Consider the following 18,065-nt stretch of genomic DNA (forward strand, 5'->3'; position numbering starts at 1 on the left):
ATAATTAAGCGACAGAGATACTACCAATCTCTGGAACAGGCTGCATAGGCAGTGATATCTTTGAGATAAATGTGTCAACCAATATTGACAATATCAATCACAGATCTCAACGCTGTCGTAGTATTCGTCAAATGAGTCTGCGTTATTTGCGTATTCAGCTTTCGGGTATGCCAGAACCCAGATGAGTTCGCAATTGTCGTCCCGGATGTCACACTTTGCCCGTCTGACTGTCGATGCCACAATCTGGTCAAACTCGCCGTCCCGTCCGATCAGGAACTCCACATATTCTTTCTCTGTGATGAGCTTCCTGACCAACGCAGCGACCTTTTCTTCGGTTTCAAAGAAACGGTCAATCTGTCGGTAACCAAAAAGAAAGACACAGTATAAACATCAAGCAAGCACTATCGCCTCGTTTCTTATGAGAAGTGTTCTGTAACTATCGCATTCAGCTGTGCGGCAATCTCCGAGAAATCCCGGTTCAAATCAAGCGTCTTCACGCTGATCTTGTTGCCGCTCATCTGATAGCTGTTGTCCGGCTGGATCGCTTCGTCTGTTGCCGCATAAAGGAGCATGCCGGAAACCTTGTGGGGCTGGTTCCCGAACTCCGTATCCTTGTTCTTGACGTAGGTAAAGATCTGATACAGATTAACCGAATGGAGCGTGTGGACGTCATACTGTGTTTGTGTGGTATGCGTGTAGTACTTGGCGTCAATGATAAGCACCTCGCTGCCTCTGGTAAGCATGATGTCGCTCTGCATTACCGGCAGCATCGTCCCCACGCCATCATCCAAGGCCCATGGGATCTGAGAGGCCATCGCCCTTACCTGCGGACACTCCTTAGCGTAGTATTCGAGGATGAATTTCTCATACAGACGGTTCATGCGCTGTTCATCCACAAAGGAGGCCAGCTTGTATTCTCCGGAGTCTGTGGTCAGAAGCATCCCTTCCAGAATGAGCTGGCACAGGCTGATAAGCATACGATAGGTATTGTTGTTTCTCTGGAACCGAATGGCTGACCAACGGATTGTGGTGGGATCAATTGTGTCAACATTCGAGAAGAACAGCATTTCCTTTTTCAGATCGCTCTTGTACTCCTGATCCACCCTCGTGTGCCGGAGGAGAAGCATAACGGTCGTTTTCAGTATCTGATTCAGGAGATTATTCTCGGAAAGCTCATCATACTCACAGGTCAGTACCCGCTTTCTGGCAAGCCGGTTCTGAATAGTCCCCAGCATGTCAATCTTGCCACGGGCTACAGCAACATCCTCTTTTCGATTCAAATACTCCCTGTACAGTCCCTGTTTCAACTGTCTGCTGATGCCCTTCGCCAGAATCGCAGCGAAGAGGTTATGCATGTTCTCGAACTCTTCGGTAGCAACATCCTCATAACCGCCTTGATTCAGCGTCGTGAAGGCATACGAAAGCATATAGTATATGTTTTTTATGAAGATGCTCTTATCCTTAATCATTGAAACACACCTTGCAGAATGTTCTCCCACCGCTGGAGCTTATTGGCGTCGTCAAACCAGTATTCACTGAGCATTGGAAGAATGTCGTAGTCAACGATGGAGTGCAGCCACTCCTCGGTACAAACATCTCTGCCGCAGAAATAGCTATGACCGATGCAGAAACCCTTACCCAGCGACTTATCAAGAGATATTTCACGGTTCAGGTCCTTCACCTTGTTAACGAGTTCGTTCAGCGTCTCGTTGTTCAGGCCGTTCTGGTAATGGATGAAGCCCTCGGAATCGAAGCCCGGTTCCACCTCAAAGAAGCTGAAGCGACGACGAAGCGCATAGTCGATCATGGCAAGGCTGCGATCTGCCGTGTTCATCATGCCAATGATATAGAGGTTCTTCGGGACGGAGAATGAGAGCCCGTTATATGCGAGAGTCGCTTTTGTGCCTCTGTAGTCTTTTTCGATCAGCATCAACAGCTCACCGAAGATTTTACTCATGTTGCCACGGTTGATTTCATCGATGATAAAGAAGAACTCCTTGTCCGGCTGGTTTGCAGCCTTCTGGCAGAAACGATAGAAAATGCCGTACTTCAGCTCGAATCCATCCTCGACCGGCTTATACCCCATCATGAAGTCTTCATAGGAATAGTTCTGATGGAACTGAACGAACTCAATGCGGCTATCATCCTTTTCACCCATCATGGACCACGCCAGACGTCTTGCGGCGAAAGTCTTACCAACACCGGGAGCTCCCTGCAGGATTATGTTCTTCTTATTGCGAAGAACGGCCACAAGGTTTTCATAGCGTTTTTCGGTCATATAGACTTCATCAAGGAAGTCACTCTTTGTGTAAGCATCGATGGAGGCTTCCTGTGCTACCGGATTCTCCTCACGGATCATATCGAGGATGAAGTCATATTCTCCTCTGGTGAGTTTGAACAAGCTGCCCTGCGGATTCTGGAAATACTCCATACGCTCCAGTTCCGGGCATCCTCTCAAGGTCGCATAATCAATCGGTGAAGTCAGACCTTCAATCTTTTCAAAGAACAGCTTCTCGCCGTCTTGTTCTGCGCTGACACGACCGATAGCAACGATCTGCTTTACCGGATTGGATTCATACCCGATGATCATGTCGCCAGCTTTCGCCTCAAGGAAATTCTGGAAGATGCGACGCTTGTTGCCGTTCTCATTGTAAAGCGTGTAGGACTGAACCTCACCAACAGCGATGTCCGCAAAGCTCCAGATCTTCGGATTGGCATTCAACCACCAATAACCACGGTCTTCCTCTCCGGGAGCGGCTTTAACATAAAGTTCGATTTCAGATAATTCAACTTTGTCCAACGCTTCAGAAAGCTCATCACGGAGTTTCCAGATATATGAGCCTTGTTCCTCCTTTGTCGCATGGCGGCCCACATAGAGAATAGGCCACCATTTGGAGTTTTCAGTGTCAACCTCCAAAAGAGGACAGCCCGTTTTATCGGCAATTCGCTTAGCAAGGGTGGATGAACCTGCGTTGTAGAAATTACTCGATTGGCCGTACTTTACTGATAGTTGTTTGCACGTGGCCTGTCCACCGTAATCTTTCATGCGTTTCATGATTTCGAGACTGGCGGTGGTAAAGACTTCTGAATCATTGAGGAGTTTTATCCATTCATCAACAGTAATTCCCGGCGAATATGTGGCTGGGAACCATTCAGCTTCTTCTTGAGCGACAGCATCCTTCTGAGAGTAATACCGGCTAATGTAGAAACCGACGTCGATGGTCAGCGTCTTCAGTTCAGGGTCGGGATAGCAGGTATCAGTCAACTGCGACTGGAACAGGTTCACCAATTCGATATCCTCTTTGAGAGCTACGCTGATTTCATCATAGAGCTTCAGGAAGTTCCGGATGTTATCGGCATAAGCACCTTTCTTGAAGCGATAGTCAGATCCCAGCTCGTTGGCGACCGTTTTTACCTCACCGAATTTGTAGATGTAATACTTATCTGGGTAGCGGAGCCACAGATAGGTACTAATGGCATTCTCATATTGGTAATGCTGCGCTGCTCCGTTGCCGTACTTCTCCAAGAGAACAGAAGATTGAGTCTTGAAAGCATCCATCCGTTCAAAAACGTCCTTACTCTCGTCAAAAAGGGCGATAAACATAGCTCGGACCTCTTCAGGAGCAGCCTTGGCAAATCCAACGATCATACCTTTTGGAAAGTTGTTGTTAGAAGCCAACAGATTAAACGTCTTATCCAATGAACGACTCAGCATTTCAGCAAAATCGGTAGCATTCACGTCCCAATTATCCTGAAACCACCTTACGGCCTCCCACTTGTATTTTTCTTCGCCCCATTGCCTTGAGACGAAGTTCTGCTTGTAGGACACAAGCACATCTTTCAGTTTCGTTATGTCAAACATAAGATCACCTCAACCTCTTCATTCTTGCGCCCAATCATCGGCCAAATTTGCCGCTTGTGTCATTACCAGCTGAATCGCTTGTTCCTGCTTATCCGGCGGATAACCGTATTTCTTTAGAATTCGTCTAACAATTACCATCAGCCTTGCTCTAACACTCTCTTTAACCGCCCAATCTATGGTCGCATTCATCCTTACTTTGTCTGCGACTTCACGAGCAATTATTCTTAACTGCTCATCACCCAACACTTCAGTTGCGCTATCATTCAAACTAAGGGCATCATAGAAAGCAAGTTCGTCGCTGGACAACCCCATCTCCAAGGAACGCATATCAGCCTTTTTAAGGTCTTGGGCAATTTTTATAAGCTCATCAATTACTTCTGCAGTCGTAAGTAGATTATTTTGATATTTGTTAATTGCACCATCCAGCATTTCCATGAGAGTTTTAGATTGTGCTATGTTTCTCTTGGTCCGCACCTTCACTTCATCGTTCAGCAGTTTCTTCAAAAGCTCTAATGCGACATTTTTGTACTGCATGGATTTGACTTCCTGCAGAAACTCGTCCGACAGAATGGATATATCTGGTTTGTCTATTCCAGCAGCATCAAAGATATCAACAACTTCGTCAGAAGAAATTGCTGTGCTTACGATACTTTTTATTACTGAATCATATTGATCTTTACCTTCGTGCCTGTCACCCTCAAACTTGCATAGTCTTGCTTTTACTGCTTGGAAAAAAGCAATTTCTTCAGCATTTTTCATAGCCTCGTCTGATGGCTTGGAAAGCGCATAAGCCTGTCCCAGCAATGAAACCTCTTTTACAAACCGGGCTTTACCATCTGGTAGGCCTAAGACATGATTCTCCGCTTGCAAAATGATAGACAACTTTGCTTTTACACTTGCATCAAAGAAACAAGTATAGTCAAACCCATGAAGCATTTGGCGAACAACTTCAAGTTTTTCTATCATTATCTCTGTTGCCCGAATCTGGTTTTCTGCAGGCATTCCTTTTCCACCGCTTTCAGCATAGAAATTCAATGCTTGCTTAAGACTCGTGCCAATGCCAATGTAATCAACAATTAAGCCACCCGGTTTGTCTAAAAAGACTCGATTCACCCTTGCTATTGCTTGCATTAAATTGTGGCCTTTCATAGGCTTGTCGACATACATCGTGTGCAAACAGGGAGCATCAAATCCAGTCAGCCACATATCTCGAACAATTACTATTTTGAGAGGATCATTGACATCTTTCATCCTTGCTGCAAGAGCTTTTCTTTGAGATTTTGTGGTATGGTGTTTTTGAATGTTTGGTCCATCGGAACTCGATGAAGTCATTACGACTTTGATACATCCTTTATCAAGATCATCATTATGCCATTCCGGTCTCAAAGATATTATGGCGTCGTAAAGTTCAACAGCTATTCGACGGCTCATGGTAACTATGATTGCTTTGCCCTCAAACACTTCTTGCCGAGCTTCAAAATGTCTTACAATGTCATTTGCGACATTTTTAATTCTTTCAGGATTGCCGACAATCTTTTCAAGGGTAGTCCACTTTGCCTTAGCTTCATCTGCGTCAGATAGTGCTTCATCACTTTCAGATGGGGATTCTAATTCTGTATCGAACTGTTCTACAAGAGCTCTACCTTCTTCAGTTAGATTAACTTTTGCCAGACGACTTTCATAATATATCTTTACCGTAATCTTATCCTCGACGGCCTGTGCAATGTCATAAATATCAATATAGTTTCCAAAAACAGCAGGTGTATTAGCATCTTTTGATTCGACCGGAGTACCCGTAAAACCAATATAGGTGGCGTTAGGTAATGCATCATGCATGTATTTTGCAAACCCATAAGACACCCTTTGCCCAATTACGTTGTTGTCTTTGTCTTTAATATCATGTAGTTTTGCGTCAAAACCATACTGTGTTCTATGCGCTTCATCCGCAATCACTACTATATTATGACGGTCAGACAGCATATCAAATTTCGATGTGCCGTCGGTAGGAGAAAACTTCTGTATAGTTGTAAAAATGATTCCACCAGACGCTACCCGCAGAAGGTCTTTTAATTGTTCTGTGCTTTCGGCTTGTTGAGGTGGTTGACGCAGCAATTCAACATTATCCGCAAAAGTATCGAACAACTGATCATCAAGATCGTTACGGTCGGTAATAACGATCACGGTCGGATTGTTCATTGCCTTTACAAGTTTGCCAGTGTAAAAAACCATGGACAATGATTTGCCAGATCCTTGTGTGTGCCAAACAACTCCAGCTTTTTTATTTCCGTTCTTATCCGCTGCATGAATTGTACTGGCAACAGCTTTATTAACAGCATAATACTGATGATAGGCTGCAATCTTTTTTATTGTTTCAATCCGTATAATTTTCTTTTCGTCGTTTTCAATTTTAGCTTTTTCAAACGCAACAAAATTCAAGATGTAATCTATCAGCGTATTGCGATTAAAAAGCCCATTAAGTGTTACTGATAGCTCATCCTCAAAAGGAGAGGCATCTGAAAGCCCATCCTTTGTTTTCCACGTGCTAAACCGAGAAAACGGCGCAGTGTATGAACCAACTTTTGCTTCTAATCCGTCAGAGATAACGCATATTTCGTTGTACGAGAATAGTTGTGGGATTACTGCTTTGTAGGTTTTGAGCTGTTCATACGCCTTTTTCACTGTTGCATTCAGATCCGCTGCATTCTTAAGCTCAAAGGTCACCAAAGGAAGGCCATTGACAAAAAGAATGATGTCTGGCCTTTTGTTAATTCCTTTTTCAATAATTGTAAACTGATTAACTGCAAGGAACTCGTTTTTCCCCGGCGAGTCGGACGGATCAATCAAGTACGCAAAATCACCAACAACGTCATCTTTTTTTCGGTATTCCACAGGAATTCCATCGGTCAAATAGCGATGAAATTTCTCGTTATCGGTAACTTGGTATGTCCCTGCAACTTGATAAAGTGCTTTAAGTGCGGACTCAATGGTTCCATCTGATAGATGAGGATTGATTCTTCTTAATGCACTAAGGCATCGGTCCCGCAAAATCACGTCAGCGAAACTTTTTCGCTCAAGCGGTGCGGTATCAGGAGTTAAGTCATTTCCAGATACATAAGTATAACCAAGAGCTTGGAGTTCCTCTATCGCCATTTCTTCGATTTCTGATTCATATAAATAAGCCATAATGCACCTACCTTCTGGTGTAGAACTCATTCATACTCGCAGATGCTGCAAGCAAGGCCTTTTGAATAATCGTTATTCTTTCGCTTTGCTTCATAATCTGTTCCAATAATTCCATTATGTGTTTCTGTGCATCTATATCTGGAAGCTGTATTTCCAGATCAAGGAACTTGTCAATCGGAGCTGTTCTTCTACGTTCATGGGTTCCAATTGAAATGTTCCAGTAATGCTTCTTCATATAATCGGATTTCAAAACGTGTCCGACCAATGCAGGGGCAAAGCCGTCTTTAACGTGTAATACTATGTATGCCGGTGAAGTGATTCCCTTGTCGACAACAGTACACTGATCAATTGCTCCAGCCCATAAAAGATACGGATTGTACACAATATCGTTTCTGAGAACAATTTTATAATCACTTGTATCCTCCGTAGCTACACGTTTGGAAAACCTTTCTCGTTGAAGGACAAGACCAGCATTTTCGGTACAAGTTAAGATTTCAGGTTCTTCATCATCTCCTAAAACATCTATAGACTCATACAACACATCTGAGAGCTTATACGGGACAAGCGGAGATGCTTCTCCTGAAACCTCACGCTCTATTGATGTGAATAGCGCACTGATATTATCTTGAAGCTGTTTGATCTCTTCTTTCGCAAGCTGAACGCTATCCACTATTCTTTCTTTCGCTTCGCTTGGATCTTTCAGATCAGAAGAGTCTTCTTTGATTCCAATGTAATCCCCCGGATACAAAGAGCATCCTTTTTCAACAATCGTTTCTTTGTTGACAACCTTACAGAAGCCGGGAACATCTTCATAAGTTCCATCACCGTGTATCCAAGAGTGGTATACTCTCGCAATCTCTTGAATATTGCTTGGAGACAGTTTGTTATGAGTCCTGTCCACTATGGTAAAGATCCGAGAAGCATCGATAAACAAAGTTTTATTATCTCTCTTGGATGAGTTTCTCGAAAGAACCCAAAGGCATACAGGTGCAGGTGTTGTGTAGAATAGTTTTCCCGGCAAGAGAATGATACACTCCGGCAGGGCATCGGCTACTATTCCAGAACGAATAGTTGTTTCCGCTTGTGACTCAGAAGCAAGTGATTTTGTGGCAAGCAAAAATCCGGCTTTCCCAGAAGGAGAAAGGTGGCTGATGAAATGCTGAATCCAAGCGTAGTTTGCATTTTTATCGGGGGGTGTCCCATAGACCCACCTGTAATCATTCGTTAGTAATTCGCTGCTCCAATCCTTATCATTGAAAGGCGGATTTGCAATTATGAAGTCGGCCTTCAAGTCTTGATGAGCATCGTTCAAAAAGGAACCTTCGTTGTTCCACCTAACATTTGAGCTATCAATTCCCCTGATAGCAAGATTCATCTTGCACAGACGCCACGTTGTCTGATTGCTTTCCTGTCCATATATAGAAACGACCTTATCAAACAAGTTGTCAAATGCACTTCCTTGTTTGCGATAAACATCACTGTGGGCATTAACGAACTTTTCGCTTTGTACGAACATTCCGCCTGAACCACAACAAGGATCAAATACACGACCCTGATAAGGTTCCAGTATTTCTACCAATAACTGAACAACGCATGATGGTGTGTAGAATTGACCACCTTTCTTCCCTTCAGCAAGAGCAAACTGGCCAAGGAAGTATTCATACACTCGCCCAAGGACGTCTTTAGATTTAGAAACAGAATCTCCTAATGCGATAGTACCAATTAAATCAATCAGGCCACCCAAAGACTGCTTATCGAGTTTTTCTTTAGCATATTCCTTGGGCAGGACCCCACGCAAACCGGGATTCAGATCTTCGATTGCTTCCATAGCGTCATCCACATCTTTGCCGATGGTGCCAAGTTTTGCTCTTCCCTGCAAATATGACCATCTGGCTTTTTCTGGAACATAAAACACATTTTCTGCTCTATATTCGTTAGGATCTTCGGGGTCTGCGCCTTCGTATTCGCCCTCGCCGTTTTTCAATTTCTCATATAGATCATTGAAGCTGTCCGAGATGTATTTTAGAAAAATCAAACCTAGCACAATATGTTTATACTCTGCTGCGTCCATGTTTTTTCTCAGTTTGTTTGCTGCCGTCCAGAGCACCTGCTCCATAGGCTCTTCATGTGCAGCCTTTTTCGCTCTTGCCATAATATTGACCTTCCTTTTCTTATTGGCCATAAGGCCGTTCTATATTATTTCAAAGTAAATGTCCCATAATCAGGACTTTATCTGTTTGCCGGTCATCATCTTATAATGCTGGCTCTGACCGAGAGCCTCAAAGATCATCTGGAAGACCCGCTTGTATGCGTCGACATCCTCACAATCTTCAACATAGTTCAGGCCATCGCTGATTCCATTCGGATTGTTGATGTACGCCAGCAAGGAAGAAGCCAGCTGATAATCCGTCATATCTGGTTTCTCACCCTCGACCTGCTTGATGAACTTATTACGGTTCTCCGGTTTCTCCAGTACAATTTCCCGGAGGTCGCTTCCTTCATATCCGCAGAGCTGCAGGAAGTAGTATTCGAGTATACGCCTCATCACGTTCAGGGCCGGAATCGTAGACTGGATGTCCCGGAGCTCATCCCACAGAGCGGCGTAGGAGTTCTGGACCGGATTATAGTTTTCTTCTTCGGTCGGGATTTCCTTGCTCTGACGCTTGCAGAGCTTGATAGTGGAGATGTTGTCGTTCTTCCGGATCATATAGAACGACGTGCAGTTGTAATACCCGACCTGCTGGTAAGTGACTTCACGGTGGAAGTACACGTTATGCGTCAGGACGAACAGCTGCTTGATGTAGTCACCGGGAACCTTCGGATTCAGGTACTCAGTATTGTTCCGGCAGACATTGATCATCTCACGGACGATTGCGCTGACGAGGAACAAGGCTGTGCTGTCCATACTGGACACCGGGTCATCGATAACAACGATCTTTTCCTTGAGCACTTCGCTGCTCATGCTGCCACGTACCTGATGATAGAAGTACAGGAATGCGATAAAGTTCCGTTCACCCTCACTGAGGTTTTCTGCGATGGAGCCGTCTTCACGGATAACCTCATACACGTTCTCCACGCCTTCCTTAGCACGAATGCTGAAGCCTTGGAACCCTGAATCCTTCAGAATTTTATTGATGCTGTCGATGGCAGCCTCGGTATTCGCATTGTGCTTATTCAAGTCGGAGATCTCCTTTGTCAGGTCTCCGATTTCTTTCCTGAGCTTCTTGCCACGTTCAGTAACATCATCGATTTCCTTCTGGAGCTGGGCCACTTCATCCTGATAGCTCTTCACGTCGGCAGCAAGCATGAATGCAAGGTACTGCATGATTTCCGTCTTGCATTTGCTCTTGCTGGATCTCTTGGCAGAAACAACATCGTTATTGGCCTTGATCTGCTTATTGATTTCGTCGATCATAGCACCAATTTCCAACAGAAGCGTATCGGTGTCCTCAAGGGAAATGGTCTTCGACGGTTCTTTGACCTTCTCTGCAATGCGCTGACGGTTGATTTCAAAGTTACTCTCCAACAGGGCGAGTTTTTCCTGATACGCAGTCAGATCAATCGTCGGCATAATGTCGCTGGCATTACCTTGAAGCACCCGGACAATCTCTCTGGTCTCTCTTTCATACACAGTCTGGAACTGCCCAAGATCACGGATGTCCTGCTGGTACTGAGCGTCAAAGGTAGCCGCAATATCCGCCTCAAAGTTTGCCGGGAGCTTCTGCTGGCAGTACGGACATTTCCCACCCGCTGCACCGGCATAATGGGTATGACCATCACGGACCCAATCGGATGCTGTGTCACCGAGAGCCTTCATGAATTTTGCGAAAGGCGTATCGCTGCTGCTGACAATCATTCTATCGAGCAGGTCCTTTCCGGGAAGGCTACCGTAGGTGGTAGCTGCGGCTTTTTTGAACTCCGTATACGCTCTGGCTGAATCGTCAAAAGCTACGTCATAGAGACGTTCCAGCTCTGCCAGATCGTGATCGGTCGGTTTTGTTTCTCCAAGTACGGCCTCGGAAAAGTTCTTCTTTTGCTTCTTGCCGTCCATGCACTTATCGAAGCGTCTGCGGATTTCTGCAGTCTTTGAAAAGCAGGTGTCCTGAAACTGCATCAGCGCAGATGCAAGGCCATCTGTTTTCTTTTTATGCTCATCAAGAGCTGTCTGACGAGCATCCATTTTCTGCTTTTTCTGATCTGTAAGTTCAGCGATTTTCTTTTTAGCCTCGACATCCTCTTCACCGAAGATAAAGACGCCTTTGAGATCGCCGTAATTTACAAAGTTGTCGTTGATGAAATCCTGATTATAAACAAGCACATCAAAATCGTCGGCGGTTTTGCCGTCGGCCCAGACAACTCCGTCATCCTCCGCAATGGCGTGAGCGATAGAAGATTTTCCCGCTCCGTTATTGCCATAGAAGAAGTTGACGAACGTGAGCTCATCAATCGGGACATCTGTAAAAGTTGCTCTGTTGAGCGTGATATTCGTAATTGCTGAAGGTACCTTACGCTGCATTCAATTCACCATCCTGCTTCCAATCTCAAAGCTCATTCCTGAATTTTGCCTTTGCGGACCCATTCATCAACTTCAGAGATTTTGAATTTATATCGCTTGCCAGCCCGGTACACGGGCAGCTTTCCTTCTTTAATCCATGTGCGAACTGTATCTTGACTGATGCTCAGATGTTCAGCGACATCTTCCAGATTAACCCACTTCTCGACCTGCATTTCTTCATACTCGTGACTCATCGTATTACCTCCATTTTTCTACAAGAGTTACGATTCATATAATCTGAACTCCAGTTTTCTGCAATGCTTCAATGAGATTTATTTGTTTCAGTGCCCAATGTGTGCGGTTCAGCTCATTAAACGATCTGGCCCCGCAGATGCCAAATTCAAAGCACTGCTCATTTAAAATCTGCTGTGGGATCGCCGTTATAACCGTGTAGTAGATCTTGATCCCGTTGTCCTGAATCTTAACGTCCTTCACGAAACCGAAATAAGCATCTTGAGCATCATCCGTCTTACCGTAGGAATGGTTCTCATCAGCAAAGATGGCAGGATACCGTTTCAAGCCCTCGACAGCTTCTGGTGTGAGAGACGCATATTTTGTTTTTAACTCATCGTTTGTGCTCTCTGTCAAGGCCCGATCCTTTGGAACCAGAAAATAGTCGTCCTCGAATTTCTCACCAAGAATCACAAACAGATGATAGAAGTCTGTGTTAAAGGTTACTCGTGCTCTGTTCGCCCCACGTCTCGATCTGGGATCATTCAGCATTACCGTGATATTGTTTTCCACGGTATCAGCGTGAGCAACGAAATTGTTATTGCCTCCGGATACGGTAATCTCGGCGGCCTTCCCCGGCACAGGGAGATTGCCGGAGGAATTAACCGGTAAATTATCACTCATCTTGTTTTCCTCCGTTGTTTATCGTCAGCTTGTCAACGTGCTGATAGAAACTGTTGTTACCGCCAGAGATGTTGATGTTGAAAAACGTCGGATTGTTGTTCACCATCTGCTGACTCACAGGAGGCGTATCCTGACCGGCTGCATTTGAAGCATCATCTTCAATAGGCTCGTCAACGACCTCTGCTGTTATCGTTTCTTTCGTGTCTACCAGATAGGTGGTCAGCCCGTTAAGGATTCCTTCACCCATGTGAGCGGTGTATTTTCTTTGGCCACCGCCTGTAGATGGACACCATGCATCATAGGTCTTCTTGCCGATACCATTGTCCTTACGATTTACAACAACATAATGCCAAACGCCAAGTATGAATGACGGGAGGCACACTTCCTTAAGGTCGCCCAGTGCGGCCTTTTTCTTTTTTTCTCCATTCGGTCCGATAAAAAACTCATCACCAGCCTTGATAGTTTGATCCTGTTGAATAAGAGCAACGAGTGCTCGTACAAGATTGATATCCTTATGAACCGTCTCGCTCACATCGAGAAAGTCATTCACAAACCCGATCATCCCGTTCAGGGCGGTTTGATAGTTGTTCCTTATGATCTCATCGAATGCGCTTATGACCTGATCATCACCAAACGGGAAATAGGTGCTGGTCGATGTTTCGCATCTCTTGTAGTTGTTCACTATGGTCTTGAGCTTTTCCTTGCCGGGATCAACGTAGGCAGGATTGATGACCTTGATGAGCCCCACCAGAACTTCCGGGTCTGATAAGCCGTCGCTGTCACCGTCGTAGTGTTCTCTCGCATTCATTCGTTGCTGGAGGGCTTGTAACACCAACGTGAAGAAGGTGCCTCCGCAAAGGCGAGGATATTCGTTTATTGTCACAGGTTGTCCCTCCGATTGACATTGTTTTACATGCCGAAAAGTGGCGGCTGTTTCGGCTTTTCAATTCCCAACAAACCCCACTAAAACATATTATATCACAAAAACCCGAAATTACAATCCCCGGCGATGAACTCACTATGGCCGGTTTATAAAAACTTTTTCTGTCGCTGACCTTATAAACCTTATGAACTATGGCAGCTGACCTTACAAACGATTGGATAGCTCTTGTGGAAACCCCACAGGAGCCTTTTTCCTCTGTGGTTTCCGCAAATCTGAAAACCTACGGAGGAAATCTAAATGTCAAACCATCGTTTCTTTATCCCGGTCAACGGGACCCCTATCGAGGTCAGCGAGGAAGTTTACAGGGCTTACTATCAGCCCATCTGGAACACCCGCTACCATGCCCAGAAGAACGGCGAGTGCCGCTGCACCAAGGCCCAGCTTTGGAAGTGCGACGGTGTTTGCCCCGGCTGCCCGTTCTACGCTGCCGGTAAGAAAGTCTCCATCGATACGCCTATCGGCGGCGAGGACGACGAGCTTACCCTTGGCGATACGCTGGCTGATGACGCACCGTCTGCGGAGTCCATCATCATGGATAAGGAACTGCTCGATGCTCTTTACGACGAGCTGAACCGCCTTGACCCGGACGGCAGACGCATCTGCGAACTCATCATGCAGGGCAAGACGGAGCGTGAAATCGCTGTCGACATGGGCAAACGCCAGTCGACCATCAACTATCAAAAGAATAAGGTGTTCTCCATCCTGCGTGAAGCCCTGAAGGACTTCATCTAATACCCCGAAATGGCCGCCGTGGAAGAAATTCTGCGGCGGTCAAAAATTTTTTTAGTTTTTTCGTTCAAAACCCCGGTTTCCCTCCAGTGGGTACTGAGGACAACAAAGCAACACAGGTCCTCAGAAAGGAGGAACCGCCAATGAGTGAGTCCAGACCCAACAAGGCCGTCACCGATGAAGAGCTTATCGGAGTGCTTACGGCAATCAGCGTAGTGTCAAGACGTCTGGCGAGGAAGCTGATCCAGCTGAACCAGACAAGCCAATCTCAGGAAGGAGGAAAACGTGATGAGCAAAATGAGCGAAATGGAAGCGACCATCAGGGAGTTGCGGGATATTGCATCTTCTATTAATGACATCGCCAACTGGCTGACCGGCGCATTCAGCGGCAACGAGGAAGTGGCCCCTGCTCCAGAACCGGAAAAAGCACTCACCCTCGAAGAGGTCAGAGCGATTCTGGCAGAAAAGTCCCGTGATGGCTTCACCGCTCAGATCCGTGACCTTCTCCTGAAGTATGGTGCCAAGAAGCTCTCTGAGGTTAACCCGGCAAGCTACAAGGCTCTGGTAGCGGATGCGGAGGTGCTCGGAAATGCCTAACCACGCACTTCTCTCTGCATCGTCTTCGCACAGGTGGCTCAACTGCCCACCTTCGGCAAGGCTCTGTGAAGGCTACGACGACAAAGGCAGCGATTTCGCAGCCGAAGGTACCGACGCCCACACTCTCTGTGAGTTCAAGCTCCGGACGGCTCTCGGTATGGAAGCAAAGGACCCGACCGAAGACCTTACTTGGTACAACTCCGAAATGGAGGAATGTGCCAACGGGTATGTGTCCTTCGTAATGGAGCTGGTCGAGGAGGCCAAGAAGACCTGCCCGGACCCTGTGGTCCTGATCGAACAGCGGCTCGACTACTCCAAGTACGTCGAGGAGGGCTTCGGCACCGGCGACTGCGTCATCATTGCAGACGGGACGCTGCACATCGTGGACTACAAGCACGGCAGAGGCGTTCTGGTCGAAGCCGACGACAACCCGCAGATGAAGCTGTACGCCCTCGGTGCGCTGGAGCTGTTCGACTGCATCTACGACATCGACACCGTCAGCATGACCATCTACCAGCCCCGACGCTCTAACGTCAGCACCTTCACCATTCCAAAGGACGAACTCTACGAGTGGGCCGATCAGGTTCTGGCCCCGACTGCAGAGCTTGCCTTTAACGGAGAGGGTGAATACCACTGCGGCGAATGGTGCCAGTTCTGCAAGGCCAAAGCTGACTGCCGTGAAAGAGCCAACGCCAACATGGAGCTTGCCAAGTTCGAGTTCAGGCAGCCGCCTCTGCTGACAGATGAAGAGGTCGAAGAAATCCTCGGTCGCATCGACGAGCTGATCGCTTGGGCTTCCGACATCAAGGACTATGCGCTTCAGGCGGCCATCAGCGGCAAACAGTGGTCCGGCTACAAGCTGGTCGAGGGCCGCTCCAACCGCAAGTACACAGACGAGAATGCCGTCATCGCAGCCGTGACCGCTGCCGGGTACGATCCCTACGAACACAAGATTCTCGGCGTCACCGCCATGACCTCGCTTCTCGGAAAGAAACAATTCAATGACATCCTTGGTGGCTTAATCACCAAGCCTCAAGGCAAACCCACGCTGGTGCCGGACAGCGATAAAAGACCGGCAATGACAACCATTATCGATGATTTTAAGGAGGACAACTAATATGTCAAATTCTACTAAGCTCGCAAACCCCATGAAGGTTATCACCGGCAAGGACACCCGTTGGTCCTACGCCAATGTCTGGGAGGCCAAGTCCATCAACGGCGGCGCCCCGAAGTTCAGCGTCAGCCTCATCATTCCGAAGACTGACACCGTGACCGTTCAGAAGATCAAAGCAGCGATTCAGGCGGCCTATGAGGAGGGTCAGGCCAAGCTCAAGGGCAACGGTCGCACCGTACCGCCTCTCACCGCTATCAAGACGCCTCTTCGTGACGGCGACACCGAGCGTCCGGATGATCCGGCTTACGCTGGCAGCTACTTCATCAACGCCAACTCCGCTACGGCTCCCGGCATTGTGGACGCTGACTGCAATCCGATCCTGACCCGCTCCGAGGTTTACTCCGGCGTGTACGGTCGTGCCAGCATCAACTTCTACGCTTTCAACTCCAACGGCAACAAGGGCATTGCCTGTGGGCTGAACAACCTGCAGAAGATCCGTGACGGCGAACCCCTCGGCGGCAAGTCCAGCGCAGCATCTGACTTCTCCACCGATGCGGATGAAGATTTCCTGTCTTAAGGAGGTACGTACCATGAACGCTACTACGATTCTTTGCATCCTGCTTCTATCCCTCTATCTGGTTCTGGCCGCGTTCTGGCTCTTCAGGTCCATCGTCGACACCATCGACGACCGCAAGACCAAAAAGCGCACTGCTGAACTCGATGCCGAGCGTGAAGCTCGCAACGCCAAATGGGAAGCCGAGCGTCAGCAGCTTGAACGAGAACGTGCCATTCGTGAAGTCGAGTACCACGAAGCCCGAATGAAGGAACTCGAACAGAAGTAATCTCCGGCCTACGGGTGGTGGGAGCAATCCTGCCACCCTTTCAGGCTACGGAAAGGACCTATGTATATGAAAACACTCAGTATCGATATTGAAACCTACAGCAGCGTGGACCTTGCTAAGTGCGGCGTCTACAAATACACCGAGGCGACAGATTTCGACATTTTTCTCTTCGGGTATTCCACGGACGGCGGCCCTGTGCAGGTGGTCGACCTTGCCTGTGGCGAGATGATCCCGCCGGAGGTCATCGCTGCTCTGACAAACGACGATGTGACAAAGTGGGCCTTCAACGCTCAGTTTGAGAGAATATGCCTCTCCCGCTGGCTCCGGGATCACGGTAGCTTTGACAACGCCTGCTACAGCATCCCGGAAGACACCGTTGGCAACTACCTCAATCCGGCTTCATGGAAATGCACCATGATCTGGTCCGCATACATGGGATTGCCGCTTTCGTTGGAAGGCGTCGGTGCTGTTCTGGGCCTCGGAAAGCAGAAGCTGACCGAAGGCAAAGAGCTCATCAAGTATTTCTGCCAGCCCTGTGCGCCGACAAAGACCAATGGCGGTCGAACCCGCAACCTGCCGGAAAACGCTCCGGACAAGTGGGCCGCCTTCAAACGGTACAACGCCCGAGATGTCGAGGTCGAAATGTCCATTCAAGAAAAGCTCGCCAAGTTTCCGGTGCCGGAGGCGGTCTGGGAACAGTATCACCTCGATCAGGAAATCAACGACAGAGGTGTCGCCCTCGATATGGAGCTGGTGCATCAAGCCATCGCTATGGACACCCGCTCTCGTGCGGAGCTCACTGCTGCCATGAAGAAGCTGACCGCTTTGGACAATCCCAACTCCGTGCAGCAGATGAAGCAGTGGCTTTCGGACAACGGTCTGGAGGTGGATTCTCTCGGCAAGAAAGAAGTCGCTGAAATGCTCAAGACCGCTCCGGCAGAGCTGCAGAAGGTTCTCCTTCTCCGGCAGCAGCTGGCCAAATCGTCCGTCAAGAAGTATCAGGCGATGGAAAAGGCAGTCTGCGCCGATGGTCGTGCTCGTGGAATGTTTCAGTTTTACGGTGCCAACAGGACCGGTCGTTGGGCTGGACGCATTATACAGATGCAGAACCTGCCCCAGAACCATCTTCCGGATCTGGCAGAGGCCCGTGCTCTTGTCCGCTGTGGTGACTTTGACGGCGTGGAACTTCTCTACGAAGATGTGCCAGATACACTATCGCAACTGATCCGCACCGCCTTTGTGCCGAAACCCGGATATAAGTTCATCGTTTCTGACTTCTCTGCAATTGATATTGTCAATATTGGTTGACACATTTATCTCAAAGATATCACTGCCTATGCAGCCTGTTCCAGAGATTGGTAGTATCTCTGTCGCTTAATTATCGG

The 18,065-nt window shown here is 47.5% G+C and carries 15 protein-coding genes and 1 pseudogene; 7 read left to right on the forward strand and 9 right to left on the reverse strand.

Going from position 1 to position 18,065, the window contains the following annotated elements:
- Positions 1-93 precede the first annotated feature (93 nt).
- The 9 genes from OCV69_RS15045 to OCV69_RS15085 all read right to left on the reverse strand — a co-directional run bounded on the left by OCV69_RS15045 (position 94) and on the right by OCV69_RS15085 (position 13,338).
- Positions 94-315 carry a hypothetical protein gene (locus tag OCV69_RS15045; RefSeq protein WP_158360156.1) on the reverse strand — a complete coding sequence of 74 codons (222 nt, stop codon included), beginning with the start codon at positions 313-315 and terminating at the stop codon, positions 94-96.
- 101 nt (positions 316-416) lie between these two features.
- Positions 417-1,469 (reverse strand): 5-methylcytosine-specific restriction endonuclease system specificity protein McrC, encoded by a 1,053-nt coding sequence (gene mcrC / locus OCV69_RS15050; RefSeq protein ID WP_158360157.1) that lies wholly within the window; start codon positions 1,467-1,469, stop codon positions 417-419.
- The gene (locus tag OCV69_RS15055; RefSeq protein WP_158360158.1) at positions 1,466-3,862 is read right to left on the reverse strand and encodes an AAA family ATPase; all 2,397 of its coding nucleotides are present in this window, start codon (positions 3,860-3,862) and stop codon (positions 1,466-1,468) included. Before OCV69_RS15055 ends, mcrC begins: the two co-directional genes overlap by 4 nt.
- 18 nt (positions 3,863-3,880) lie before the next feature.
- Positions 3,881-7,045: a type I restriction endonuclease subunit R gene (locus tag OCV69_RS15060; protein ID WP_158360159.1), complete on the reverse strand. Its 3,165-nt coding sequence runs from the start codon at positions 7,043-7,045 to the stop codon at positions 3,881-3,883.
- A gap of 7 nt (positions 7,046-7,052) precedes the next feature.
- Complete coding sequence (locus OCV69_RS15065; protein ID WP_158360160.1) at positions 7,053-9,197, reverse strand: N-6 DNA methylase; 2,145 nt, start codon at positions 9,195-9,197, stop codon at positions 7,053-7,055.
- Between the two features lie 69 nt (positions 9,198-9,266).
- On the reverse strand, positions 9,267-11,561 hold the full coding sequence (locus OCV69_RS15070) for an AAA family ATPase (protein WP_158360161.1): 2,295 nt from the start codon (positions 11,559-11,561) through the stop codon (positions 9,267-9,269).
- Positions 11,562-11,593: 32 nt separating this feature from the next.
- Positions 11,594-11,794 carry a helix-turn-helix domain-containing protein gene (locus tag OCV69_RS15075; protein WP_158360162.1) on the reverse strand — a complete coding sequence of 67 codons (201 nt, stop codon included), beginning with the start codon at positions 11,792-11,794 and terminating at the stop codon, positions 11,594-11,596.
- A 34-nt stretch (positions 11,795-11,828) separates the two neighbouring features.
- On the reverse strand, positions 11,829-12,455 hold the full coding sequence (locus OCV69_RS15080) for a hypothetical protein (protein ID WP_158360163.1): 627 nt from the start codon (positions 12,453-12,455) through the stop codon (positions 11,829-11,831).
- Positions 12,448-13,338: a hypothetical protein gene (locus OCV69_RS15085; RefSeq protein WP_158360164.1), complete on the reverse strand. Its 891-nt coding sequence runs from the start codon at positions 13,336-13,338 to the stop codon at positions 12,448-12,450. The genes OCV69_RS15080 and OCV69_RS15085 overlap by 8 nt, the downstream gene beginning before the upstream one ends.
- A 297-nt stretch (positions 13,339-13,635) precedes the next feature.
- Here OCV69_RS15085 and OCV69_RS15090 point away from each other — a divergent pair, with 297 nt between their 5' ends.
- The 7 genes and pseudogenes from OCV69_RS15090 to OCV69_RS15120 form a co-directional block, all read left to right on the forward strand.
- Entirely contained in the window at positions 13,636-14,130 is a 495-nt protein-coding gene (locus OCV69_RS15090) for an RNA polymerase sigma factor (RefSeq protein WP_158360165.1), read from the forward strand.
- Positions 14,131-14,270: 140 nt separating this feature from the next.
- Positions 14,271-14,480: a hypothetical protein gene (locus OCV69_RS15095; RefSeq protein ID WP_158360166.1), complete on the forward strand. Its 210-nt coding sequence runs from the start codon at positions 14,271-14,273 to the stop codon at positions 14,478-14,480.
- Positions 14,416-14,724 (forward strand): DNA ligase, encoded by a 309-nt coding sequence (locus OCV69_RS15100; RefSeq protein ID WP_158360167.1) that lies wholly within the window; start codon positions 14,416-14,418, stop codon positions 14,722-14,724. The genes OCV69_RS15095 and OCV69_RS15100 overlap by 65 nt, the downstream gene beginning before the upstream one ends.
- Positions 14,717-15,841 (forward strand): DUF2800 domain-containing protein, encoded by a 1,125-nt coding sequence (locus OCV69_RS15105; protein ID WP_158360168.1) that lies wholly within the window; start codon positions 14,717-14,719, stop codon positions 15,839-15,841. Before OCV69_RS15100 ends, OCV69_RS15105 begins: the two co-directional genes overlap by 8 nt.
- Before the next feature lies 1 nt (position 15,842).
- A complete protein-coding gene (locus OCV69_RS15110) occupies positions 15,843-16,415 on the forward strand; it encodes a DUF2815 family protein (protein ID WP_158360169.1) in 573 nt (190 codons plus the stop codon).
- A 13-nt stretch (positions 16,416-16,428) separates the two neighbouring features.
- Entirely contained in the window at positions 16,429-16,680 is a 252-nt protein-coding gene (locus OCV69_RS15115) for a hypothetical protein (protein ID WP_158360170.1), read from the forward strand.
- Between the two features lie 66 nt (positions 16,681-16,746).
- Positions 16,747-17,970, forward strand: a pseudogene (locus OCV69_RS15120) (DNA polymerase family A protein); the annotation flags it as partial.
- Positions 17,971-18,065: the final 95 nt, after the last annotated feature.

It is taken from the genome of Alitiscatomonas aceti (assembly GCF_025567195.1).
Lineage (GTDB): Bacteria > Bacillota > Clostridia > Lachnospirales > Lachnospiraceae > Alitiscatomonas > Alitiscatomonas aceti.